This is a genomic window from Antarctobacter heliothermus (genome assembly GCF_002237555.1).
Taxonomy (GTDB): domain Bacteria; phylum Pseudomonadota; class Alphaproteobacteria; order Rhodobacterales; family Rhodobacteraceae; genus Antarctobacter; species Antarctobacter heliothermus_B.
In genome coordinates, this window is record NZ_CP022540.1 from 1,924,686 (window position 1) to 1,946,000 (window position 21,315).

A 21,315-nucleotide genomic window follows, 5' to 3' on the forward strand; every position below is an offset into this window, starting at 1 on the left:
TATGATAAATCAATGGGTTACAGAGGCGATTTTACGTTCCGTTAGGACTTGGGCCGGCAAAACTGCGGCGACGGGCCGAGGGAACTGCGCAGGCAGAACGCATATTCTGCTGGCGCGGCGATGCCTGCAAGGGGGGGCAGGAGACCGCGCCAGTCAGGTGGGACGGATCAGACGGCGCGGGGGAACTTGCCGCCGGGTTTGGGGGCGTTCTTGCCCGTCAGATTGGTGCCAACGGCCTTGCCCGCGATCACCGTTTCCTTGCCGGCGTTGCTGTTGGAGGTGGCCAGCACCTTGACCTTTTCCTTCTTGGGCTTTTTCGTTTCGCGGTTTCCGCGGTTTTTTTCTTTGGACATGGGACTTCCTCTTTCGACACGAACCAGCCTGCGGGCCGGTGATTGGGACGCTCAGAGGGGGCAGGGTTGCCTGACGTGGGTCAGGGCGATGACACCGATGAGGCATCTTGCGGGATGCAGTTTAGATGTGTGGTGTCTTTGGTGGCGCACAAGGCGGGAAGCGGTGGGAGATGAAAATATAGTTTGTGGGAAGGGTGGGGGTGCCGGTCGCGCCGGAGGTGCCGGGCTGAAGCCCGGCCTACGGTCGCGCCGCAGAATGGGACGCGGAACAAGTGCCGCAGGCCTGCCGCGTTTTGCGGCTCGGCTTTCGCGAGACATGGCGGCTGTACGTTACCGTATGTCCTACGCCCTGCCCCAACTCACCGCCGCACCGAAGGGTGCGGCTGGGAGCAGTTGCCGCGGACCCAGGTGATCTCGGCGTCGCACATGTCCTGAAACTCGGGGTAATACATCTGGTCGATCGGCGCGCTTTTCATGGCGGTCACGACGTAATCGCCGTTTGCGCCCATTTCGGTCACGTAGTCCCCGACCAGCCCGTAGAATTCGTGATCCAAGGGCAGCGGCTCTCCGTTATAGGCCATCTGGTGAAAGCCCAGCTTGAACCGCCAGTTGTCGATGAGACGCGGGGTGCCGCCCAGATAGGCCAGCGGGCAGGCCGAGGCGCAGGTGGCGTAGAGATCGGTTTCCAGCCCGAGTTGACGGATCAGCCTACCAGTCTTGACCGCCTCTCCGACCGAGCCGCCCCGGCTGCCGAAGAAGACTCGGTTCACCTCATGCGTCTGAATGAAGGACTGGAATTCGTCAAAGAACCCCTCTTCGATATCGCCCAAGACGTAGAGGATGCCGTATTCGACGCGGAAGGTCGCGCGGGTGGCCCAGTCCGCGGCCACCAAACCGGTAGGAATGCCCAGCTTGCCGTCGCAGGTCAGGTTCCACATCTCCAGCCGCTGATCTTCGGACAGGTCCACGATCAGGCTGGCCTGATAGGCCCATTTCGCGTCGGCCGTGGCATGCAGGCGGATGGCATAGGGATCGTTCAGGTCCGGCTCATCCGCAGGGTTGGGGCCGTAGAGTTGGATGTGCGGGGAGACATCGCCCGCATTCAGCATCTCCGCCAAGATCAGGCATTTGAATTCCGCCACATCGGCCCGCAGGTCGAGGGTGCCCAGCATGGGCGCGCCCTTTTCTTCGGCCATTTGTTCCAACCGGGCGGCATTGTCCCGCGCGGCTGCAATTTTCTGGTCCCATGTCTGCGCGTGGCCCGCGCTGGCGAGTGAGAGGGCGCCAAGGCACAGAAGTGCGGAGCGCGTGAAAAATCTAGACGTCCAATTCCTCAACAAAGCGTGCGTTCTCCTGAATATACTGAAAGCGCAACTCAGGCTTCTTGCCCATCAGGCGTTCCACCAGATCCCCGGTTTCCCCCGGCTCATCCTCATCGATTGTAACCCGAATCAGCGTCCGTGTCGCGGGGTCCATGGTGGTTTCCTTGAGGTCCTTGGCGTCCATCTCCCCCAGACCTTTGAACCGCTGGACGTCGATTTTTCCCTTTCCGCCCAGTCCCTTGGCCATCGCCGCTTCCTTGGCGGCATCGTCGGCGACGTAGAGCCGTTTGGCGCCCTGTGTCAGCCGGTACAGCGGCGGGCAGGCCAGATAGAGGTGCCCGTTGTCGATCAGCGGGCGCATCTGGGTGTAGAAAAACGTCATCAGCAGCGCCGCGATATGCGCGCCGTCGACGTCCGCGTCGGTCATGATGATAACCTTTTCGTAACGCAGGTCGTCGATGTTGAACTTGGTGCCCAGTTGCACGCCAAGCGCCTCACACAGGTCGCGGATTTCGGCGTTGGAGGTCAGTTTGTTGGAGGCCGCCCCCAGCACGTTCAGGATCTTGCCCTTGAGCGGCAGCAGCGCCTGCGTCTCGCGGAACCGCGCGCCTTTGGCGGAGCCTCCGGCCGAGTCGCCCTCGACGATGAAAATCTCTGTGCCTTCGCGATTCTTGTTGGTGCAGTCAGTCAGCTTGCCCGGCAGGCGTAGCTTTTTGGTGGCGGATTTGCGGGCGGTTTCCTTTTCCTGACGGCGGCGCAGGCGTTCCTCTGCGCGCAGGACAAGGAAATCGAGGATCGCTCCGGCGGATTTTGTGTCTGATGCCAACCAGTTATCGAAATGGTCGCGGACGGCATTTTCGACAAGGCGCTGCGCCTCTGTGGTGGCAAGGCGGTCCTTGGTCTGGCCGACAAATTCCGGTTCGCGGATGAAACAGGACACCAGCGCGCAGCCGCCGGTCAGCAAGTCGTCGCGGGTGATTTGTGAGGCTTTTCTGTTGCTTACCAACTCACCATAGGCGCGGATGCCCTTGAGAATCGCGGCCCAAAAGCCAGCCTCATGGGTGCCGCCCTCTGGCGTGGGGACGGTGTTACAGTAGGACTGGATAAAACCGTCGCGCGCGGGGGTCCAGTTGATGGCCCATTCGACCTTGCCGGGCGTGTTGAATTTTTCCTTGAAATCAACCGTCCCGGCAAAGGGTTTGTCGGCGTAGGTGCTTGATTTTCCCAAGGTTTCGGTCAGGTAGTCGGACAGGCCGCCGGGGAAGTGGAAGGTGGCCTCTGTCGGGGTTTCGCCATCGTCGATTTCGGACTTCCAGCGGATTTCGACCCCGGAGAAAAGATAGCCCTTGGAGCGGACCATCTTGAACAGGCGGGCGGGCCTAAATCTATGGGATCCAAAGATTTCCTCGTCCGCGTGAAAGGTGACGGTGGTGCCGCGGCGGTTGGGGGCGGCGCCGATCAGGGCGACGGGGCCAAGGGGGATGCCGCGCGAAAACCGCTGTTCGTACAGCTCTTTGTTTTTGGCGACTTGGACGACCATTGAATCGGACAGGGCGTTGACGACGGATGCGCCGACGCCGTGCAAACCGCCAGAGGTTTCATAGGCGTCGCCCGAGAATTTGCCGCCCGCGTGCAGGGTACACAGGATCACCTCTAGCGCGGATTTGCCGGGGAACTTGGGGTGCGGATCAATCGGGATGCCGCGGCCGTTGTCTTTGATTTCAATAGAGTAATCCGCCAGCAGGGCGACCTCGATCCGGTTGGCGTGACCGGCGACGGCCTCATCCATGGAGTTGTCGAGAACCTCGGCCACGAGGTGGTGCAGGGCGCGTTCGTCGGTGCCACCGATGTACATGCCGGGGCGTTTACGGACGGGTTCCAACCCCTCAAGCACCTCGATGGAGGAGGCGTCATAAACGGAGGCTTCGGTCGCTTTGAGGAGGTCGTCGGCCATGTGTGTGCTCGGTTTCTTCTGATTGATTGGGGGCGAGTATGGCAGAGCGGACGGGGGGCGAAAAGGGGCAGGGGCAAGGGCATCCACAAAGGATGCACACCCTATGCCCTTAGGGTGTGCAAAAGGGGGCCGTGGAAAACCGGGGGTGGCGTTAGTTTTTAAGGCCAAGCGGTTTGGCGGTGCCTTTTGGTTGCAGGACCAGCTTGCCCTGCGCGCCGCTGCATTCGGTTGCGGAAACGGCGTAGTTCTGGATGCCGGCCACCGGGTCAAAAGTGACCTCGACGGAGCGCGGGCAGGCGCTGTAGTTTTTGTTCACCACGTCGATGTTGTGCGGCGCCCCAAGGTGGACGCGCGCGCTGGCGATGCCATTGGGGCTGGACAGGGTGCATTTGACCGCGTTGGGGGCGGTGCAGTTTTGCGAGACGTTGGCCATCGCGGCGGGGGCAAGAAGGGCGGCAACGGCCGCCGTGATCAGGGTAATGCGGGTCATTTTATGGTCCTTTTCAAGTTATTTGAGGTCTTGGGGACTCGAAATATGCAGCGCCGGAATATGGGGTGGCGCAGAAGGACTATAGCGTGGACCCGCATAGGTTGTGCAGGCCGGTATACCGGACCGGGGACCGGCGGTTTGATGCTGATGGGGGGGCCGGTCAGGCGCTCGCCCGGTGGGCCGCTTGCATCAGAGTTGACGGTGGCGAAAGGTGCGAGAAATTGCCCCGTCAGTTCACCGCATGAATACCACAAGAGCCATTGGTTCGAAATATACTTTTCGGCCTCGATTTTTCGGTTATCTGCTCGGGTCCATTTGTAACACACGCCAGAATTACGCAAGCTTGATGTGCATTGATCTGAAAAAATGCCAGTTTTTCTTCCGTGTTTATCGCATACTCATAGTTGTATTGCTCGAGGCTGTTAAGGCGACCTTGTCGAAGTAAGCCAAGTTTTCGGCTGAAGGAATTTAACGCATCGGGTATGCCATTTTTGTACAAATGATAATTCGTTATCCAGTGTGTCCATATCGCGGAGTTTTCGTCCAATATTTTCCCGGCGTGTTCGAAGTAAAGTGCGGCTGCTTGCTTCGCGGCCCAAGGGTTAAGGAAATTCGAAAACAGCTTGTAGTCGATTTTAGATTTATAGAAATCTTCGATGCTTCCGTCTGCTCCTACATGCCAAAAAGATTCCGCGTCCTCCACTCTTAGACATTTGAATGCTTCAGGTGTATTGTTGAGGACGCCTTTACTTAATTTGTTCCAGTAAGTATGGTCGGCGTCACGATCTCGCGATAGTCCCATAGTGATTGCGAACCACGACGCGACCTGGTCCAGTTGGGACGAACCATTGTTGCAGCGATTGCAGGCCGGAAACTCCAGCCCCTTCAATCTTATCTTTTCATGAAAAAAGGCTTTAGGTGGAGCATGTTCGATGGTCGTGGTTTCGTTTTGCCCTGCGCAGAAGCAACATTTTGGGTGAACTGACCTAAGCCTTTCAAGGCGGTTTTTCCTTTCTCCCATCTTCTAAAATCGGCCTCGATTTGATATAATTTCTTTTATTGACACGTCTTTTATTGTGTCATGCACTTTCAAGGTGCGCGCTGTCTCCCACCCCTCCCCAATCTCCGGGAACCACGCATCCGCACCTTCGACCGCCACATCCACCTCGGTAATCAACAGCCGATGCGCCAAGGGCAGCATGGCCTCGTAAATTCTTTGCCCGCCAATCCCGTAGACTCGGAAATAGCCAAGCGATTGCGCCAGTGCGATGCCCTCTTCGACGGAGGAGACCACATGCTCGGTCAGTCCCTTATCGCGGGAGACGACGATGTTCAGGCGTTTGGGGAGCGGCTTGAACGGGAGGCTCTCCCATGTGCGGCGGCCCATGATCAGCGCGCCGCCCAGCGTTTCGCGTTTGAACATCGCGAGGTCTTCGGGGATGTGCCACGGGATGTCGCCGTCCTTGCCGATGGCGCGGTTGCGGTCGTGGGCGGCGATGAGGGTGATCATGTCGGGTCTCCTCAGACGGCCACGGGGGCCTTGATCGCGGGCAGGGGATCGTAGCCGGGAAAGGCGAAATCCTCATACCGGAAGTCAAACAGGTCGGTGACGTTGCGGGTGAATTCCAGCGCGGGCAGGGAACGGGGCGTGCGCGAGAGTTGTTCGGCGACCTGATCCATGTGGTTGGAATAGATATGCGCGTCGCCGATGGAATGGACGAAATCGCCCACCTGATACCCCGTGACCTGCGCCAGCATCGCTTGCAACAGCGCGTAGGAGGCGATGTTGAAGGGCACGCCAAGGAACATGTCAGCGCTGCGCTGATACAGTTGCAGGTGGAGTTTGCCGCCAAGAATGCGGACCTGCCAGAGCGTGTGACAGGGCGGCAGCGCCATGTCGGGCACATCGGCCGGGTTCCATGCGGACACGATCATGCGGCGTGAATCGGGAGTCTGGCGGATTTGCTCCAGCAGGGTTTCGATCTGGTCGATGGGGCCTTTGTGACCGGGCCAGTGTCGCCACTGGTGGCCATAGACCGGACCGAGGTCGCCGTTGGCGTCGGCCCATTCATCCCAGATGCGCACCTTGTTCTCTTGCAGGTAGCGGATGTTGGTGGAGCCGGAGAGGAACCACAACAGCTCATGCACGATGGAGCGCAGGTGCAGTTTCTTGGTGGTGACGAGGGGAAAGCCGTCGGCCAGCGGATAGCGGATTTGCAGGCCGAAATAGCTGCGTGTGCCGGTGCCGGTGCGGTCGGTGGTGTCCTGACCGTGGTTCAGCACGGTGCGGAGCGCGTCTAGGTATTGCTGCATGGGGGCCTCCACAGGGGGTCGATATGCTTGGAATAGGGCATTTGGCGCGGCGGCGGAAGCCGGGGCTGTGGGATGATTATGCCGCACATTCCGGCGGGTGCCGCGGGCGTGATTGACTTTTCAAGGCGGTCTGCGCACCCTGTGGACAAAATAAAAGACTAAACCAGAGGCAGTTTCATGTATCGCACTATCGTAGCGCTCGCATTGGCGAGCGCCCTTGCCGCTTGTGATCCCGCCAGCCTGAGCAGCAGCGGCGACTCCGGTATCGGCACGGGCGCGCAACCCCTGATCGCAGAACCCGAGGCCGTGGATGGTGGCGGAACGGTTGATCCCGACGCAGATCCGGATCCCGACAACCTGTATACCAGCGAGTTGAAAAACGCGTCTGCGGATCTGACCGTCAACGAGATGACCTTTGATCCGGACACCGGAGAGCTGGTGTTCAACAACCTGCCCTTTGACAGTAATCAGGCGGTGGCGGGCGAAAACGTCTATACACGCAACGCGGGTGCCAGCGCGGCGCTGGCGGGCACCGGGTTTGACGCCTATCGCAACGCGGCGGGGCCAAACGGCGGGTCGCAGTATTTCGCCGTCTTCCGGCGGTCGGCCACCGGGTTCAGCCAGGTCGGCGCGGTCGGGTCGGATCGTTATCTGTCGTTCGGCTTTGGCGGCGCGGCGGCGCAGCGATTGGATGGCGACGGGGCCTTGCCCGATACCAATGATTCCTATGTCTTTACCGGCGAATACGCTGCGGTGCGGACGGTGGTGGACGACACCACGGGCACGCGGATGGAGTATGTCTCTGGCGTGTCGCTGATCGACGTGGACATTCAGGACTTTGACGTCTCTGGCGCGGTTGAGGGGCTGATCGTGAGCCGTGAGTTCTTTGACGCCAACGGGGTGAACATCGCCGATCTGAGCCGCGCGGATTTCCTGTCGCTGGCCACGGCGGAGATCAACTTTGACACTTGGACGATCAGTTCGTCGGATGCGAGCGCGGTGCGCTCTGACGGCGAAGTGACCCAGACCGGCAGCTGGTCGGGCCTGTTTGCCGGACCGAATGGCGAAGAGGTTGTGGGCATCGTGGTGGTTGAAGGGCAGGGGCCGGTGGGCATTGATCCGGCCACAGGCGACTTCATCACACAAGATGTCCGCGAGGTCGGCGGCTTCATTGCGACGCGACCCTAAACCTGTCGCCATGGGCGTCGGTGTCCGTCTCCGGCGCGCCATCCGTTTGGTGCTGGCCCTTGCGGTGTGCACGGCGGCGGGACTGACCCCGCAGTCCGCGCGCGCCGATGAGGTTCGCATGAGCATCGACGAGGCGCGCGGCGCGGCGGCGCGGGCACTGATGGCGGGACAGGCGGATCTGGCACTGGTGCTGGCCGAGGGTGTGCTGTTGGGCGCGCCGGGAGACGCGCAGGCGCTGATGATGAAATCCCGTGCCTTGCGCGCGTTGGGTCGCCCCCAAGAGGCGGCCGGTGCGGCGCGGCAGGCCTTTGGCCAGAGCGTTGATGAGCGGTCCCGGTTTTTTGCGGCCCTGCTGATGGCGCAGGCGCGATCCACCGGCGGGCAACCGGGGGCGGCGCAGCTATGGTTGCGGCGCGCGGCGCAGATTGCGCCCGATGAGCAGTTGCGGGCGGCGGCGGTGCGCGATTTTCGCCATGTGCGGAGCCAGACCCCGTGGCGGTTGTCGTTGGACATGTCGGTTGAGCCGTCGGACAATCTGAACGGCGCGCCCAAGACCAACAGCTTTACCTTTGGCGGATTGCCTTTTGTAAACCCCACAGCGGTGCCCTTGTCGGGAGAACGCTTTGTCTTTGGGGCCGATTATCTGCGCCGGGTGCCGTTGAGCGAATCCCGGCGGCTGAACCTTGGCGCGTCGGTCGAAATGCAGCGCGTGCGCTTTTCCTCGGACGCGCGCGACAAGGTGCCGGGCCTGCGCAACGGCGACTACCGGCAGGACGCGCTGGCACTGAGTTTGGGCTATGAGGCGCGCGGGGCCGAAGGGGCGTGGCTGGGCAAGTCGCAACTGTCGCTGTCCCGGCACTGGCGGGCCGGGACGCCCTATGCGGATGCCGCCCGGCTGGACCTGAGCTATGGCCGGATGCTGACGCCGGGGCTGACCGGCACCGCGCGCTTTGCCTATGAGACCGAACAGCGCCTTGATGTGGGCCTGCGCGACAACCAAACCCGCGAGGTGGGGGTGACGCTGACCCGGCGGTTCGGCAAGGCGGCGGTGGGGCTGGATGTGCAGGTGACGGACACGGCGTCCGAGTCGCGGCTGGTGGCGCGTGAAAGCGCGCGTGCGGCGGTCAGTTACGGACTGGGCAAGCCTGTTCGGGGCATGCTGCCGCGCCTGACGCTGGCTTGGGAGGTCACCGACTACGATCAGGCACCGGCCAGCTTTTGGGTGACTCCACGGCGGGATGAGGAACTTTCGGTTTCGCTGAATGTTCTACTGCCGGAATTCGATTACTATGGCTTTGCCCCCGAGATCGGGGTTTCCTTCCGCGATCGAAGTTCCAATTATACCATATACGAGACCCGCGGCACCGATCTGCGGCTGGGTCTGAAATCGGTATTCTGAAACGCGGCGATTGCCGGAAGGAAACACATGTCTATCAAATACCTGCACACGATGGTCCGGGTGAAAGACCTCGAAGCGTCGATGAAATTCTATGAGCTGCTGGGCCTCCAGGAGACCCGCAGGACTGAAAGCGAAAAGGGCCGGTTCACGCTGATTTTCATGGCGCCTCCGGGGCAAGAGGATTGCCCGGTCGAGCTGACCTACAATTGGGACGGCGACGAGGGGCTGCCGTCGGATTCGCGCCATTTCGGCCATCTGGCCTATTCGGTGTCGAACATTTACGAAACCTGTCAGTACCTTATGGACAATGGTGTGACCATCAACCGCCCGCCGCATGATGGCCGCATGGCGTTTGTCCGGTCGCCGGACAATGTGTCGGTCGAGTTGTTGCAAGAGGGCGAGGCGCTGGAACCTGCGGAACCTTGGACCAGCATGGGCAACACGGGCCACTGGTGACAGGTCTGATACGCCTTGGGGCCGCCCTTGGGGCGGTCCTGATCCCTGCGGGTGCCGAGGCGGCCTGTCGTCTGGCGCTGTTGCTGGCGCTGGATGTGTCGTCATCGGTCGATGAGGCGGAATATCTGTTGCAGCGCGACGGGCTGGCGGCGGCGCTGATGGCCCCCGATGTGCAGGGCGCGATCCTGCAAGGCGGGGGCGGCGTGGCTATTGCCGCCTATGAATGGAGCGGGCGACGCCAGTCGACGGTGATCCAGGAGTGGGCACTGATGTCGACTGCAGGTGACATCGCGGCGGTGTCCGCGCGGCTGCGGTCGGCGGAGCGGTCTTACCGGCGGTTCCCGACCGCGCTGGGCTATGCGCTGGGCTTTGGTGCCACGATGATGGAGGCCGCGCCCGAGTGTGAGCGGCGGGTGATAGACGTATCGGGCGACGGTATCACCAACGACGGGTTCTGGCCGCAACAGGCCTATCGGCACTTTCCCTTTGGCGGCGTGACAGTGAATGCGCTGGCAGTATTGGGGGCGGACCCGGCAGTGGTGGATCACTATGAATTCGAGGTGCTGCATGGACCGGGTGCCTTTATCGAGACGGCGCAGGGCTATGAGGGCTACGAGCAGGCGATGATCCGCAAACTGTACCGCGAGATTCAGGACCGGATTGTCGGCGCGATGCCTGACCCGGCCGCGGGGCCGGGATGAGGTGGCTGGCCATCCTTGCACTGGTCTGGGCCGGTGCGGCTGAGGCCGGGTGCCGTCAGGCGCTGGCGCTGGGGCTGGATGTGTCGGGATCGGTGGATGCGCGGGAATACCGGCTGCAACTGGACGGGCTGGCCGGCGCGTTAGAAGACCCCGAAGTGGTCGCCGCGTTTCTAGCAATGCCCGAAGTGCCGGTGGCTCTGGCGGTGTTCGAATGGAGCGGACAGGGCGCGCAACGGCTGGTGGTGCCCTGGCGCAGCGTCACGGGTTCGGCGGACGTGGCTGAGGTGGCGGCGCAATTGCGTGGCACCACACGGATGGCGATGGACCGCTCGACCGCGATTGGCGCGGCCAAAAGGTTTGGCGCGGGCCTGCTGGGACAGCAGGCGGGGTGTTGGCGGCGTGTGCTGGACCTGTCCGGCGACGGATTGTCGAACACTGGGCCACGCCCGCAGGACGTGCGTCCGGACGGGATCACGATCAACGGATTGGTGATCAGCGCCACGGGCGGCGCCGACGAAATCGGCGCGCTTGCCTCATATTACCATGCCTATGTGATCGCCGGGCCAGAGGCCTTTGTCGAAACGGCCCTAGGCTTTGAGGCGTTTGAGGCGGCCATGGTCCGCAAACTGAAACGCGAATTGCAGGTGCTGGCCGTCTCGACCCGTTAAGAGGCCAACGGGGCGGCGACCGGGGGGGGGCGACGACGTGCCTTTGGTGCACATCGCCCCGCCCGCCCTTGCACCTGACCGGCCTGGGCATTGCCGGGTTCGGCCCGCGCTGGAGATCAGTAGATATAGCGGATCTGATCTGTCCAGTAGCGTTCGACCCGACGCAGCGAGGAGGTGATCTCATCTATCTTGTCGACAGAGAGAACCGCCTTGTTCTGCAACCCGTCCGCATGGCGGGCGAACAGTTCAGCGACGATGTCCTTGATCTCACGCCCGCGCTGGGTCAGCCGCACCCGGACAGAGCGGCGGTCGATCTCACAGCGCTGATGGTGCATGTACCCCATTTCGACCAGCTTCTTGAGATTGTAGCTGACGTTGGAGCCTTGATAGTAGCCCCGGCTTTTCAGTTCACCTGCCGTGACCTCATTCTCGCCGATGTTGAACAGCAAGAGGGCCTGCACTGCGTTGACATCTATGATGCCGACCCGTTCGAACTCATCCTTGATGACGTCGAGCAGCAAACGGTGGAGACGTTCCACCAGACTCAACGCATCCAGATAACTCGACATGAAGCCTTGTCCTGGCCCCTGGTTCAGGGACGAATGAATGCTCATTTCGTTCTCCGCCTGTTTTCTTTGCAACAGAGCATTCACGGATAAACACAAATATCGGGTTAAACCGACAAGAAGACCCGGAAAATTCTAATGATTTCCGTGGCTTGATTAACCTTTCTTACCATGCGGCGGGTGACTGAATCGGGGTGACTCTTAGGTGTGAGGCACCCCGGCGCGGTGGCTTGCAGCGGGAATTTCCCGGCATGATCAACCGCTTGCGGCGACCTGCGCGATTTCAGCGACTAGCGTTGCGTGGATGTCGGGGGCCGGAGCCTGACCGGAAATCCATTGATACAAGTCTTGGTCGTTTTCTTCCAAAAGCCCCTCGTAGGCATCCAATGCCTCGGCATCCATCTGGTCCAGACGTGCCTTTGAAAAGCGGATCAGCAGAATGTCCATTTCCTTGGTGCCACGCCGCATCGAACGCATGTGCAGTCGCCGCAGGCGCGTTTCACGGGATTCGGCGGGTGCTGTTGTCATGGTCATACGGTTTCCTTGAGCACGGTGCGCAACTGCTTTTCCAGCCGCCCCAGTTTGTCCGCCTGCGCCCGGAACTGACCGCGCAGGGCGCGAATCTCTGTCAGGATGGCGTTGATGTCTGGGTCCAGCGCCTCGGTCTCGGAGGGGTCCGGCAGGCCGTCGCCTTCGCCGGTGATCAGCCAGACGATCGAGATATTCAGCACGCCGGCCAGCATGTTCAGACGGTTGGCGCGTGGTTCACTGAAATCGTCCTCCCATGCCTGAATCGTCTTGTGCTTGACGCCCAGCCGTTTGGCCAAGATTTCCTGGGTCATGCCTGCCGCTTCGCGGGCTGCGGCAAGCCGGTCGCCGAAAGTCGCTGTTTCGGGCCCGTACCAGTCAGTTGTGTCGCTCATGGTCTTTCCTTTCAGGCGAAGCCGCTTGAACGCCGTTCGGGCGCAAACTATGACAGGGCAGGCAGATTTTCAAACAACGAGGCCCCCCATGTCTTTTCTGTCGCAAACGCTGGCCCGTGTGAAACCCTCCCCAACGGTGGCCGTGACGCAATTGGCGCGTGAACTGGCGGCGGCGGGGCGCGATATCATCGGACTGGGCGCTGGCGAGCCTGACTTTGACACACCCGACAATATCAAGGCTGCGGCAATTGCGGCAATCGACGCGGGGAAAACGAAGTACACCGCGCCGGACGGCATCCCCGAATTGAAGCAGGCCGTTTGTGACAAGTTCGCGCGCGAGAACGGGCTGACCTATGCGCCGTCGCAAATCAGCGTCAGCACGGGTGGCAAGCAGGTGTTGTACAACGCGCTGATGGCCACGCTGAACCCGGGCGATGAGGTGATCATTCCTGCGCCCTATTGGGTCAGCTACCCGGACATGGTGCGTCTGGGCGGCGGAGAGCCGGTGATTGTGGAGGGGGCCGAGGCAGAGGGGTTCCGCATCACGGCGGACCAGCTTGAGGCTGCGATCACGCCGAAGACCAAGTGGTTCATCTTTAACTCGCCATCCAACCCGACCGGGGCGGGCTATGACCGTGCGGCGCTGAAGGCCTTGACCGAGGTGCTGATGCGACACCCGCATGTCTGGGTGATGTCGGACGATATGTACGAACACCTCGCCTATGATGGGTTCACCTTTGTGTCGCCCGCGCAGGTCGAGCCGGGCCTGTATGATCGGACGTTGACCGTCAACGGGGTCAGCAAGTCCTATGCCATGACCGGCTGGCGGATCGGCTATGCGGGCGGGCCAGAGCATCTGATTGCCGCCATGCGCAAGGTGCAGGGCCAGTCCACCACCAACCCCTGTTCGATCAGCCAGTGGGCCGCTGTCGAGGCGTTGAACGGACCTCAGGATTTTCTGGCAGAGCGGGCGTCGGTCTTTGCCCGACGTCGTGACATGGTGGTGGCACGGTTGAACGGCTGCGCCGGGATCACCTGCGCGGTGCCGGAAGGGGCGTTTTATGTCTATCCGTCTGTGGCAGGCTGTATGGGCAAGACCTCTCCCCAAGGGACAACCATTGACAGTGATGAGGCGTTTTGCACTGCGTTGCTGGAGGAAGAGGGCGTGGCGGTGGTGTTTGGCGCGGCCTTCGGCCTCAGCCCACACTTCCGGGTCAGCTATGCCGCCTCTGACGCGGCGCTGGTGGATGCTTGTGACCGGATTGAACGATTTTGCGCGGGGCTGACATGACCCACGAGCTGCCAGAGTTCTATTTCCGCGTGCGCGAGAATGGCGCGATGGTCTATCGGGTCGATACAGAGAACCGCCAGCGGCGGATCGAAATGGATCAGATCGCGGTCGTCAACGTCAACAAGGGTGAAATCAAGCCGCAGGGCGACCGGGAACTGACGCCGGGTGAGATGGAAGAGATCCGCACATGGATGGAGGCGCGTCAGGCGCTGCTGGCCATGCGCGAACTGGACGACATTCACCGCGCGGTGGACCACCTGAACCTGACCGCGCAATGGGCGCAGGCCAAGGCCACACCCGAGCAGCTGGATCAGGTGACAGATGCCTTGCTGCTGGCGATGCATGATCTGCGCACCGTTCTGGTGCGCAAAAAGGCCGACCGGCTGACAAAGAGTTAGTCGCGCCGGGTGGGTTTTCGTTTGACGCGATAGTGGGCGCTTTTGGGCGTCGATGCCTGCCAGATGGGCGTGCTTTGGCCGGGTGGGCGCGCCGCGGGCTTTTCCCCTTAAGATCGGGCGGTGCGGTACCTATGTCTGGTCCATGGCACAGTCAGATCTCTTTTCGTTCCGAAGTGTTGGGCGGCCGTTCCTTGAGACGGGCCGCTCGCTGTTTCCCTTGTCACCCGACGATGTGCGCGCGCTGCTGTTGACCGCCCGTTGACGGTGGCGCGGCTGTGGACGGTCCTCGTTCTTGTGGACGTGGAAGAGTTTCACACGGCTCGTTGGGTCAACCAAGGATCGCGGGCCAGTTCGCCCGACCTTTGGCGATGTTGCCCTCGATATCCTCAAGCCAGAGCGTGCGGGCGCGCAGGTTGGCGTTGAGGAAAAGCTGACCGTTGTACAGTGTCCATGCCTCGGGGATCGTCGGCGCAAGATACCCGCGCGACGTGGCAAAAGCGCAGTAGCCGCCAAATTGCGGCGCATAAGCCAACGGATCGGCGTTGAATGCGGCGGCGTTCTGGGAAGAGGCAAAGCGCCAAGTCGCACCCTTCCAGTCGAGCGTGTCGGATCCGCCCGGCACCGGGCCGTTTTCCGCGAAATAGGCCACGGGGTCAGAGCCGTCGATGGCAATGCCGGCTTCGGCGTAGATTTCCGGTTCAGCGGCCAGCGCCGCGCGTCCGGTCAACACAAGGGCGGGCGCAGCAACGGTCAGTCCAACAGCGGCGCGGCGGGTTAATCGGGTCATGATGATCTCCGGGTCAGGGTGTGAGGTGCGATCAGGATGCCCTGCATCCGATTTGCGCAGAAGCCCCTGACACGCGGACGTGACAGCGCGTGCGCTGTTAAAAAAACTCGCATGGCCGTCATGAATCCGTTACAAAGAGGCCATGGCAAAAACGCTCTTACCCTTGGTTATCGGTCTCGGGCTGGCGGGTGGACCCGCATTGTGTAACCCGATCGCAGATGTGATTTGCGCGCCGACCGACCAGATGACCCGCAAACTGACCCAACAATTTGGCACCACACGCAGCGCAAGCGGGCTGCGCAGTCCCGAAGAGGTGGTCGAGATATGGACCGACTCAGACGGGGATTGGACCATGGTAATCGCCTATTCCACCGGGCAGTCGTGCATTGTGGCGATGGGGGCTTATTGGCAAGAAACCGAGGCAAAGAACCCGGCCTGACCCCCGATTTCGGGATAATCTTCCGAAAACGCACGAAAAAATTGACTCGCGCGCATGGATTGGTAGCCTGTCGGCTATTACTTCGTCTTTAGGGGGACAAAATGCGACTGATATTGACCGCCGCTGCCACGGCGATTGCCCTGAGTGCGACCTCGGCTTTTGCTTGGGGTGACATGTACATGGGTGACGGCACCAACGATCCGAATTCAAATTTTCTGGCACATGAATACAAGGCGGCGAACTATTGCCCCGCCGGTTTGCAGCCCGTTCTGGTTGGCGGCGTCGTGTGCTGCGGCACACCCAACGCAGGCGTTTATTACAACCATCCTGGCAAAACGAAGCGTGCAACACGGTCGTACACACCGCAAATGGTCGTGGGCGAAAAGGGCGTTGTTTATCGCTAAGACGGCCTGCCCCTTGGCAAGCATGGTCGGGCCGCGTATACGCGCGGCCTGATTGCTTTTTGTGACCTGAGAAAAGGGCCGAACCATGCAGGGCACCGCGAATCTGAACATCATGATGAAGGCGGCGCGCAAGGCGGGGCGGTCGCTGGTCAAAGACTTCCGGGAGGTCGAGAACCTTCAGGTCTCGATGAAGGGCGCGGGCGACTTTGTCAGCCGCGCTGACATTGAGGCAGAGCGCATCATCAAAGAAGAGTTGATGGGCGCGCGTCCGACCTATGGCTGGTTGGGCGAAGAGGGCGGTGAGACCCCGGGTGAGGATCCGACCCGTCGCTGGATCGTCGATCCGCTGGACGGCACCACCAATTTTCTCCACGGGCTGCCGCACTGGGCGATTTCGATCGCGCTGGAGCATAAGGGGCAGATCGTGTCCGGCGTGGTCTTTGACGCGGCCAAGGACGAAATGTTTTACGCCGAACGCGGTTCGGGTGCTTGGTTGAACGATTCCAAGCGTCTGCGCGTCTCCGGACGGCGCAAGATGATTGAGGCAGTTTTTGCCACCGGCATCCCCTTTGCCGCCAAGCGGACCCTGCCAGCGACGCTCAAGGATCTTGCCCGTGTGATGCCGGAATGCGCGGGTGTCCGGCGTTTCGGGGCGGCGTCTCTTGACCTCGCCTATGTGGCGGCGGGCCGCTACGAAGGCTATTGGGAACGTGAGTTGCAGATCTGGGATGCCGCTGCGGGCTTTCTGATCGCCAAGGAAGCGGGTGCGCTGATCGAGGGCGTGCGCGAAGGACAGGACCCGCTGGAAAGCGGCAGCATCCTGTGCGCCAACAACGATATCTTCAAGGGTTTCGCCAAGCTGTTGCGCGCTGAGTAAGGTCGGTTTGACCGCGTTCCGGGTGTGACCGGGGACGCGGTCGTTTTTTCGTTTTAGACATCCGAGGGGTGATTGACCCCGTCGTGCCATGCCAGCGGCTCAAACTCCTTGGGCGCCATCCCTTCAATGCAATATAGGTTCACGCCGTATTCGTTCGGGTTCGACCGACGGCGATGGTACATGTAAATCCCGCAGGTCTTGCAGAAATGATGCTGCGCCGTGTGGGTGCCAAAGCTGTATAGCGTCAGGTTCTCCGCCCCTTTCACCACCTCGATCCCATCCAGCGGGGCCGAAACGACCGCCGCGCTGCGCCGCCGGCAGTAAGAGCAATCGCAGCGGCGTGCGGTTGTGGTGCCATCCGATAGGCGCACGCGCATTTCGACGGCGCCGCAGTGGCAGGTGGCGGAATAGGTTTCGGTCATTTGCGTCTGATCCTTGGAACCTGAGTGTGGCGTTGGCGTCCCTGAACACGCGGCACGCGGCTGGAATCAAGGGCGTATGCCTTTTCCGGATGCGGGGGCTGCCCATGGGTGCGCGTCCAGAAGCGCGGCCCACCAAGGCGCAGCCAGATCGGCACGGTCAGCGCAAGTCCCACAACAAAGCCGCCCACATGCGCCCAATAGGCGACACCGCTTTCGTCCGATGATGTGCCCCACCCTCCGATCAATTGCATGGCGAACCACAGCGCCAGCATCAGCCATGCAGGTACGGGAAGGACGCGGAAAAAGACGATGAGGATGATCAGGATGTCGACGCGCGCCTTGGGGAACAGCAGCAGATAGCCCCCCATGACCCCGGCAATGGCCCCGGAGGCCCCAACGGTAGGAATGGCCGAAAAAGGATCAGTCAGCCAGTGGATCAGACCCGCGCCCAAACCGGCGGCCAGATAGAACACGGTAAAGCCCGCGTGCCCCATCTTGTCCTCCAGATTGTCGCCGAAGATGTAGAGGAACAGCATGTTCCCGGCGATGTGCAGCCAACCACCGTGCAGGAACATCGAGGTGATCAGCCCGGAATAGCCATAGCCTTCGGACAGGAAGGCGGGAACCAACGCATAATTCGCGTAAAAGGACATCAAGGCACGGGGGGATTGATCCTGATCCAGCGTGCCCAGAAAGACCGCGATGTTGATCGCGATCAGGGCGTAGGTGACAAAGGGCGTGCGCCCCGAGGGGTTGTGGTCGCGGATCGGAAACATGCGGCGGAGAGTGGCAGTCCCGCGCGCAAGGTCAAGCGCGAAAACCAGGCTTGCGCAAGACCCTGAGCGGGCCTTGCGCCAGTGGTGTTCGACCGTGGCGCTTAACCGTCCTGACCGGCCAGAAGCGCGGCGTTGCCCCCTGCTGCGGTGGTGTCGACGCAAACATGGCGTTCCGCGCGGACGTGGCTCTGATCCGGCAGGCCCGTGATCAGCGGCAGGATTGGTCCGGGGCGCGCGGCAAGCGCCTGACGGTAGGCACGGGCCGAGGCATCGTCGCCCCACCAGATTGCGCCGGAGAACCCTGTCGCCTCTTTCAGGGCATCGACTGTGGCGCATTCGGCGATGACTGCAACGCCGCCAAGTTTTGTCACCGTCTCGACCTGCGCCAAGGCCCGTTCCAGACCGGGGCCAAGGCACAGCACCGGGGGGCGGGCATGGCTGTGCAGCACGTTCGATTCACCTGTTGGTCCGGGCAGGTCGGTGCGGCTGGGCGCGGGGGCAGATTTGGCCTCTGCCAGCCGCGCCATGACGGCAGCGGTATTGTGTCTGCCCTTGGAGGCCGCATCGCTGCGCTGCGCGGGGTGCGCGCGGAAGCGTTCAAGGTAGAGCGGCCCGCCCGCTTTGGGGCCGGTGCCGGACAGGCCCTCGCCGCCAAAGGGCTGGCTGCCCACGATCGCGCCGATCTGGTTACGGTTGACGTAGATGTTGCCCGCCGCGACGCGCGTGGTGACGTGCTGCACCCGGTCGTCGATCCGGGTCATCAGACCAAAGGTCAGCCCGTAGCCGGTGGCGTTGATCGCGTCGATGACCTTGTCCAACTCGCGCGCCTTGAAGGTGGCGACGTGTAGCACGGGGCCAAAGATTTCCCGCTCCATATCGGCGATACCGTTCACGCGGATCAGGGTCGGGGGCACAAAGTGGCCAGTGGCGGGCACGGCGACCTGTTGCAGGACGCGCCCCTCGCGTGAGGCTTGGGTGACATGGTCGAGGATGCCGTTCTGCGCCTCAAGGTCGATGACTGGGCCGACATCGGTGGCGGCGTCCCACGGGTTGCCCACGACCAGCGTCTGCATCGCGCCTTTGAGCATCTCAAGGAACCCCTCGGCCACGTCCTCCTGCACATAGAGGCACCGCAGCGCCGAACAGCGCTGCCCGGCGGACTGAAAGGCAGATTCGATGATTGCCTGTACAGCCTGTTCCGGCAGGGCGGTGCTGTCGACGATCATGGCGTTCAACCCGCCGGTCTCCGCGATCAGCGGCGCGCCGGGGGCGAGGTTTGCCGCCATGCTGCGGTGGATCAGTTGCGCGGTCTCGGTCGAGCCGGTGAAGGCGACGCCATCGACCTGCGGGGCAGAGGTCAGCGCCGCACCCACGTCTCCGGCACCGGGCAGCAGTTGCAGCGCGGTGGACGGCACGCCTGCCTGCGCCAGCAGGCGGCAGGCAAGGGCAGAGATCAGCGGAGTCTGTTCGGCGGGTTTGGCCAGCACTGCGTTGCCTGCGGCAAGGGCTGCGGAAATCTGTCCGGTGAAGATCGCCAGCGGGAAGTTCCACGGTGAGATGCAGACCATTGTGCCCAGCGGCGTGTCCGTGCCGTCTTGTCCGCGCGCTGCGTAGTAGCGCAGGAAATCCACTGCCTCGCGCAGTTCGGCCACGGCGTCGAGCATGTTCTTGCCCGCCTCGCGGTGCAAGATGGCAAAGATTTCTGCCTGATGCGCCTCATACAGATCGGCGGCGGCGTTCAGGATGCGCGCGCGTTCTGCTGGAGAGACATCCCAAGGGTGGGCGGCCTCGGCGGCGGCGCGGGCCAGATCGGCGGTGGCCCATGTGACCTCACCAACCTTGTCGGAGGGATCGGCGGGGTTGAAGACCCCCTCGGTCTGGCCTGCGGTGAGGTCGGTGCCGACCATTGGCGCGGCGCTCCAACTGGTGTCGCGGAACGCGCCGCGCGCCTTATCAAGCGCGGTGATGGTCGGACGGTGGCGCAGGTCGAGGCCCTGCGAATTGGGGCGCTCTGGCTGGAACAGGTCCGGGCCGGTGGTCAGGGATTGAGCGGGCGTTGCGTTGAACGGATCGGCGGCGACGGTTTCAGGCGCGGCATCCTCATCGACGATCTGGTTCACAAAGCTGGAGTTGGCCCCGTTTTCCAGCAGGCGGCGCACGAGGTAGGCCAGCAGATCACGGTGCGCGCCGACCGGCGCATAGATGCGGCAACGGGTGCCGTTTTGCTCCTTGACCAGCCGGTGCAGGGTTTCCCCCATGCCGTGAAGGCGCTGGAATTCAAAGGCCTTTAGGTCGTCTGCCATGTGCAGGATGGCGGCGACGGTGTGGGCGTTGTGGGTGGCGAACTGCGGATAGATGCGGTCCGTCTTGGACAACAGCTTGCGCGCGTTGGCGATGTAGGAGACGTCGGTGTTGGATTTCGAGGTGAATACCGGGAACCCCGGAAGCCCTGCGACCTGCGCGCGCTTGATCTCGGTGTCCCAGTAGGCACCTTTCACGAGGCGGAACATGATCCGGCGGTCATGCTGTTCGGCAAGCGCGTACAGGTAGTCGATGACAGCGCCCGCGCGCTGACCGTAGGCTTGGACAACCACTCCAAAACCCTCCCAGCCTGCCAGTGCCGGATCGGACAGAACGTCCTCTATCACGTCGAGCGACAGCGAAAGGCGGTCGGCCTCTTCAGCGTCGACGTTCAGGCCGATGCGGGCCTGTTTGGCTTGCAGGCACAGGGCGCGCAGGCGGGGAACAAGGGCTTCACGCGCGGTGTCGGCCTGCAGTTCGTCATAGCGTGGGTGCAGGGCGGACAGCTTGACTGAGATGCCGGGATTGTCGCGTGTCGCATCCGACTTGGCGGCAGTGGCAATGGCGGTGATCGCGCGGGCATAGGCATCGAAATAGCGCCGGGCGTCGGCCTCTGTCCGGGCGGCCTCACCCAGCATGTCGTAGGAATAGCTGTAGCCTTTCGCCTCCATCGCTGAGCCGCGTTTCATTGCGGCACCGATGCTCTCGCCAAGGACAAACTGGGCCCCCATCTCGCGCATGGCGCGGCCCACGGCGGTGCGGATCACCGGCTCTCCGAGACGTTTGATGGCCCCGCGCAAGTGGCCGACGGGCCCCGGCTTGGTATCTTCCAGAACCTTGCCTGTCAGCATCAGCGCCCATGTCGAGGCGTTGACCAGCGGTGAGGTGGAATGGCCAAGGTGTTTGGACCAGTCGGACGGCGCGATCTTGTCCTCGATCAGCGCGTCGATGGTGGCGGCATCCGGCACCCGCAACAGCGCCTCTGCCAGACACATGAGCGCGACACCCTCTTCGGTTGACAGGCCGTATTCGGCAAGGAAGACCTCCATCAAACCGGGGCGGGTGCTGCCACGAATGTCACGGACCAACTGCGCCGCGCGGGTCGTGATCTGGCCGCGGGCGGCGGCGTCAAGATCGGCCTCAGTGCGCAAACGGGCGAGGGTTTCGCCCTCATCCGCATAGGTCAGCGCGTCGATGCGCGCGCGCAGGTCGGTCATCTGGTCCTTGGACATATTTATGGCTTTCGCGATTTGAGGCATTGTTGGATGTAAGGGCAGTGCGTGTCTT

General features: G+C 62.1%; 24 protein-coding genes. 10 read left to right on the forward strand and 14 right to left on the reverse strand.

The features are described from left to right. Positions 1-167: 167 nt before the first annotated feature. From ANTHELSMS3_RS09070 to ANTHELSMS3_RS09095, 7 genes are all read right to left on the reverse strand, one after another. Positions 168-353 (reverse strand): hypothetical protein, encoded by a 186-nt coding sequence (locus tag ANTHELSMS3_RS09070; RefSeq protein WP_157733469.1) that lies wholly within the window; start codon positions 351-353, stop codon positions 168-170. 359 nt (positions 354-712) lie between these two features. Beyond that, entirely contained in the window at positions 713-1,549 is an 837-nt protein-coding gene (locus tag ANTHELSMS3_RS09075) for a hypothetical protein (RefSeq protein ID WP_094034586.1), read from the reverse strand. A gap of 121 nt (positions 1,550-1,670) precedes the next feature. After that, the gene (gene parE / locus ANTHELSMS3_RS09080; RefSeq protein WP_094034587.1) at positions 1,671-3,629 is read right to left on the reverse strand and encodes a DNA topoisomerase IV subunit B; all 1,959 of its coding nucleotides are present in this window, start codon (positions 3,627-3,629) and stop codon (positions 1,671-1,673) included. Between the two features lie 151 nt (positions 3,630-3,780). After that, positions 3,781-4,119 (reverse strand): hypothetical protein, encoded by a 339-nt coding sequence (locus ANTHELSMS3_RS09085; RefSeq protein ID WP_094034588.1) that lies wholly within the window; start codon positions 4,117-4,119, stop codon positions 3,781-3,783. Positions 4,120-4,348: 229 nt separating this feature from the next. Further along, the gene (locus tag ANTHELSMS3_RS25490) at positions 4,349-5,140 is read right to left on the reverse strand and encodes a hypothetical protein (protein ID WP_157733470.1); all 792 of its coding nucleotides are present in this window, start codon (positions 5,138-5,140) and stop codon (positions 4,349-4,351) included. A 3-nt stretch (positions 5,141-5,143) separates the two neighbouring features. Continuing rightward, entirely contained in the window at positions 5,144-5,629 is a 486-nt protein-coding gene (locus ANTHELSMS3_RS09090; protein ID WP_094034589.1) for a dihydrofolate reductase, read from the reverse strand. Positions 5,630-5,640: 11 nt separating this feature from the next. Further along, positions 5,641-6,432 carry a thymidylate synthase gene (locus ANTHELSMS3_RS09095; protein ID WP_094034590.1) on the reverse strand — a complete coding sequence of 264 codons (792 nt, stop codon included), beginning with the start codon at positions 6,430-6,432 and terminating at the stop codon, positions 5,641-5,643. Positions 6,433-6,609: 177 nt separating this feature from the next. Here ANTHELSMS3_RS09095 and ANTHELSMS3_RS25495 point away from each other — a divergent pair, with 177 nt between their 5' ends. Genes ANTHELSMS3_RS25495 through ANTHELSMS3_RS09115 form a run of 5 tightly spaced genes read left to right on the forward strand, consistent with a single transcriptional unit; the run spans position 6,610 to position 10,844 of the window. Then, entirely contained in the window at positions 6,610-7,620 is a 1,011-nt protein-coding gene (locus ANTHELSMS3_RS25495) for a hypothetical protein (RefSeq protein WP_157733471.1), read from the forward strand. Beyond that, complete coding sequence (locus ANTHELSMS3_RS09100) at positions 7,604-9,019, forward strand: surface lipoprotein assembly modifier (RefSeq protein WP_157733472.1); 1,416 nt, start codon at positions 7,604-7,606, stop codon at positions 9,017-9,019. Before ANTHELSMS3_RS25495 ends, ANTHELSMS3_RS09100 begins: the two co-directional genes overlap by 17 nt. Positions 9,020-9,046: 27 nt before the next feature. Beyond that, a complete protein-coding gene (locus ANTHELSMS3_RS09105) occupies positions 9,047-9,475 on the forward strand; it encodes a VOC family protein (protein ID WP_094034592.1) in 429 nt (142 codons plus the stop codon). Further along, on the forward strand, positions 9,472-10,176 hold the full coding sequence (locus ANTHELSMS3_RS09110) for a DUF1194 domain-containing protein (protein ID WP_368074432.1): 705 nt from the start codon (positions 9,472-9,474) through the stop codon (positions 10,174-10,176). The genes ANTHELSMS3_RS09105 and ANTHELSMS3_RS09110 overlap by 4 nt, the downstream gene beginning before the upstream one ends. Next, on the forward strand, positions 10,173-10,844 hold the full coding sequence (locus ANTHELSMS3_RS09115; RefSeq protein WP_094034594.1) for a DUF1194 domain-containing protein: 672 nt from the start codon (positions 10,173-10,175) through the stop codon (positions 10,842-10,844). The genes ANTHELSMS3_RS09110 and ANTHELSMS3_RS09115 overlap by 4 nt, the downstream gene beginning before the upstream one ends. A 116-nt stretch (positions 10,845-10,960) precedes the next feature. Here ANTHELSMS3_RS09115 and ANTHELSMS3_RS09120 read toward each other — a convergent pair whose 3' ends face one another. The 3 genes from ANTHELSMS3_RS09120 to ANTHELSMS3_RS09130 form a co-directional block, all read right to left on the reverse strand. After that, a complete protein-coding gene (locus ANTHELSMS3_RS09120; RefSeq protein WP_094037023.1) occupies positions 10,961-11,458 on the reverse strand; it encodes a MarR family winged helix-turn-helix transcriptional regulator in 498 nt (165 codons plus the stop codon). Positions 11,459-11,665: 207 nt separating this feature from the next. Further along, entirely contained in the window at positions 11,666-11,938 is a 273-nt protein-coding gene (locus ANTHELSMS3_RS09125; protein ID WP_094037024.1) for a succinate dehydrogenase assembly factor 2, read from the reverse strand. A 2-nt stretch (positions 11,939-11,940) separates the two neighbouring features. Beyond that, positions 11,941-12,333: a helix-turn-helix domain-containing protein gene (locus ANTHELSMS3_RS09130; RefSeq protein WP_094034595.1), complete on the reverse strand. Its 393-nt coding sequence runs from the start codon at positions 12,331-12,333 to the stop codon at positions 11,941-11,943. 88 nt (positions 12,334-12,421) lie between these two features. Here ANTHELSMS3_RS09130 and ANTHELSMS3_RS09135 point away from each other — a divergent pair, with 88 nt between their 5' ends. After that, positions 12,422-13,624 carry a pyridoxal phosphate-dependent aminotransferase gene (locus ANTHELSMS3_RS09135; protein WP_094034596.1) on the forward strand — a complete coding sequence of 401 codons (1,203 nt, stop codon included), beginning with the start codon at positions 12,422-12,424 and terminating at the stop codon, positions 13,622-13,624. Continuing rightward, positions 13,621-14,022: a hypothetical protein gene (locus ANTHELSMS3_RS09140; RefSeq protein ID WP_094034597.1), complete on the forward strand. Its 402-nt coding sequence runs from the start codon at positions 13,621-13,623 to the stop codon at positions 14,020-14,022. The genes ANTHELSMS3_RS09135 and ANTHELSMS3_RS09140 overlap by 4 nt, the downstream gene beginning before the upstream one ends. 328 nt (positions 14,023-14,350) lie before the next feature. On the opposite strand, the gene ANTHELSMS3_RS09150 is transcribed toward ANTHELSMS3_RS09140, so the two are convergent. Beyond that, entirely contained in the window at positions 14,351-14,809 is a 459-nt protein-coding gene (locus ANTHELSMS3_RS09150; protein ID WP_094034599.1) for a YHS domain-containing (seleno)protein, read from the reverse strand. A gap of 142 nt (positions 14,810-14,951) precedes the next feature. Here ANTHELSMS3_RS09150 and ANTHELSMS3_RS09155 point away from each other — a divergent pair, with 142 nt between their 5' ends. The 3 genes from ANTHELSMS3_RS09155 (at position 14,952) to ANTHELSMS3_RS09165 (ending at position 16,529) form a co-directional block, all read left to right on the forward strand. Beyond that, positions 14,952-15,248 carry a hypothetical protein gene (locus tag ANTHELSMS3_RS09155; RefSeq protein WP_198319918.1) on the forward strand — a complete coding sequence of 99 codons (297 nt, stop codon included), beginning with the start codon at positions 14,952-14,954 and terminating at the stop codon, positions 15,246-15,248. Positions 15,249-15,349: 101 nt separating this feature from the next. Further along, on the forward strand, positions 15,350-15,652 hold the full coding sequence (locus ANTHELSMS3_RS09160) for a hypothetical protein (protein WP_094034600.1): 303 nt from the start codon (positions 15,350-15,352) through the stop codon (positions 15,650-15,652). Positions 15,653-15,737: 85 nt separating this feature from the next. Continuing rightward, positions 15,738-16,529: an inositol monophosphatase family protein gene (locus tag ANTHELSMS3_RS09165; RefSeq protein WP_094034601.1), complete on the forward strand. Its 792-nt coding sequence runs from the start codon at positions 15,738-15,740 to the stop codon at positions 16,527-16,529. Positions 16,530-16,582: 53 nt separating this feature from the next. On the opposite strand, the gene ANTHELSMS3_RS09170 is transcribed toward ANTHELSMS3_RS09165, so the two are convergent. From ANTHELSMS3_RS09170 to putA, 3 genes are all read right to left on the reverse strand, one after another. Further along, positions 16,583-16,951, reverse strand: a complete 369-nt coding sequence (locus ANTHELSMS3_RS09170; protein WP_094034602.1) for a GFA family protein — start codon at positions 16,949-16,951, stop codon at positions 16,583-16,585. After that, positions 16,948-17,727: a rhomboid family intramembrane serine protease gene (locus ANTHELSMS3_RS09175; RefSeq protein WP_094034603.1), complete on the reverse strand. Its 780-nt coding sequence runs from the start codon at positions 17,725-17,727 to the stop codon at positions 16,948-16,950. Before ANTHELSMS3_RS09175 ends, ANTHELSMS3_RS09170 begins: the two co-directional genes overlap by 4 nt. 101 nt (positions 17,728-17,828) lie before the next feature. Then, positions 17,829-21,260 (reverse strand): bifunctional proline dehydrogenase/L-glutamate gamma-semialdehyde dehydrogenase PutA, encoded by a 3,432-nt coding sequence (gene putA / locus ANTHELSMS3_RS09180; protein WP_094034604.1) that lies wholly within the window; start codon positions 21,258-21,260, stop codon positions 17,829-17,831. Positions 21,261-21,315 lie beyond the last annotated feature (55 nt).

Bases quoted from the DNA above. Each gene is read 5' to 3' on its own strand.
- ANTHELSMS3_RS09070 (WP_157733469.1), bottom strand. From the start codon at position 353: ATGTCCAAAGAAAAAAACCGCGGAAACCGCGAAACGAAAAAGCCCAAG.
- ANTHELSMS3_RS09075 (WP_094034586.1), bottom strand. From the start codon at position 1,549: ATGGCCGAAGAAAAGGGCGCGCCCATGCTGGGCACCCTCGACCTGCGG.
- parE (WP_094034587.1), bottom strand. From the start codon at position 3,629: ATGGCCGACGACCTCCTCAAAGCGACCGAAGCCTCCGTTTATGACGCC.
- ANTHELSMS3_RS09085 (WP_094034588.1), bottom strand. From the start codon at position 4,119: ATGACCCGCATTACCCTGATCACGGCGGCCGTTGCCGCCCTTCTTGCC.
- ANTHELSMS3_RS25490 (WP_157733470.1), bottom strand. From the start codon at position 5,140: ATGGGAGAAAGGAAAAACCGCCTTGAAAGGCTTAGGTCAGTTCACCCA.
- ANTHELSMS3_RS09090 (WP_094034589.1), bottom strand. From the start codon at position 5,629: ATGATCACCCTCATCGCCGCCCACGACCGCAACCGCGCCATCGGCAAG.
- ANTHELSMS3_RS09095 (WP_094034590.1), bottom strand. From the start codon at position 6,432: ATGCAGCAATACCTAGACGCGCTCCGCACCGTGCTGAACCACGGTCAG.
- ANTHELSMS3_RS25495 (WP_157733471.1), top strand. From the start codon at position 6,610: ATGTATCGCACTATCGTAGCGCTCGCATTGGCGAGCGCCCTTGCCGCT.
- ANTHELSMS3_RS09105 (WP_094034592.1), top strand. From the start codon at position 9,047: ATGTCTATCAAATACCTGCACACGATGGTCCGGGTGAAAGACCTCGAA.
- ANTHELSMS3_RS09115 (WP_094034594.1), top strand. From the start codon at position 10,173: ATGAGGTGGCTGGCCATCCTTGCACTGGTCTGGGCCGGTGCGGCTGAG.
- ANTHELSMS3_RS09120 (WP_094037023.1), bottom strand. From the start codon at position 11,458: ATGAGCATTCATTCGTCCCTGAACCAGGGGCCAGGACAAGGCTTCATG.
- ANTHELSMS3_RS09125 (WP_094037024.1), bottom strand. From the start codon at position 11,938: ATGACAACAGCACCCGCCGAATCCCGTGAAACGCGCCTGCGGCGACTG.
- ANTHELSMS3_RS09130 (WP_094034595.1), bottom strand. From the start codon at position 12,333: ATGAGCGACACAACTGACTGGTACGGGCCCGAAACAGCGACTTTCGGC.
- ANTHELSMS3_RS09135 (WP_094034596.1), top strand. From the start codon at position 12,422: ATGTCTTTTCTGTCGCAAACGCTGGCCCGTGTGAAACCCTCCCCAACG.
- ANTHELSMS3_RS09140 (WP_094034597.1), top strand. From the start codon at position 13,621: ATGACCCACGAGCTGCCAGAGTTCTATTTCCGCGTGCGCGAGAATGGC.
- ANTHELSMS3_RS09150 (WP_094034599.1), bottom strand. From the start codon at position 14,809: ATGACCCGATTAACCCGCCGCGCCGCTGTTGGACTGACCGTTGCTGCG.
- ANTHELSMS3_RS09155 (WP_198319918.1), top strand. From the start codon at position 14,952: ATGGCAAAAACGCTCTTACCCTTGGTTATCGGTCTCGGGCTGGCGGGT.
- ANTHELSMS3_RS09160 (WP_094034600.1), top strand. From the start codon at position 15,350: ATGCGACTGATATTGACCGCCGCTGCCACGGCGATTGCCCTGAGTGCG.
- ANTHELSMS3_RS09165 (WP_094034601.1), top strand. From the start codon at position 15,738: ATGCAGGGCACCGCGAATCTGAACATCATGATGAAGGCGGCGCGCAAG.
- ANTHELSMS3_RS09170 (WP_094034602.1), bottom strand. From the start codon at position 16,951: ATGACCGAAACCTATTCCGCCACCTGCCACTGCGGCGCCGTCGAAATG.
- ANTHELSMS3_RS09175 (WP_094034603.1), bottom strand. From the start codon at position 17,727: ATGTTTCCGATCCGCGACCACAACCCCTCGGGGCGCACGCCCTTTGTC.
- putA (WP_094034604.1), bottom strand. From the start codon at position 21,260: ATGTCCAAGGACCAGATGACCGACCTGCGCGCGCGCATCGACGCGCTG.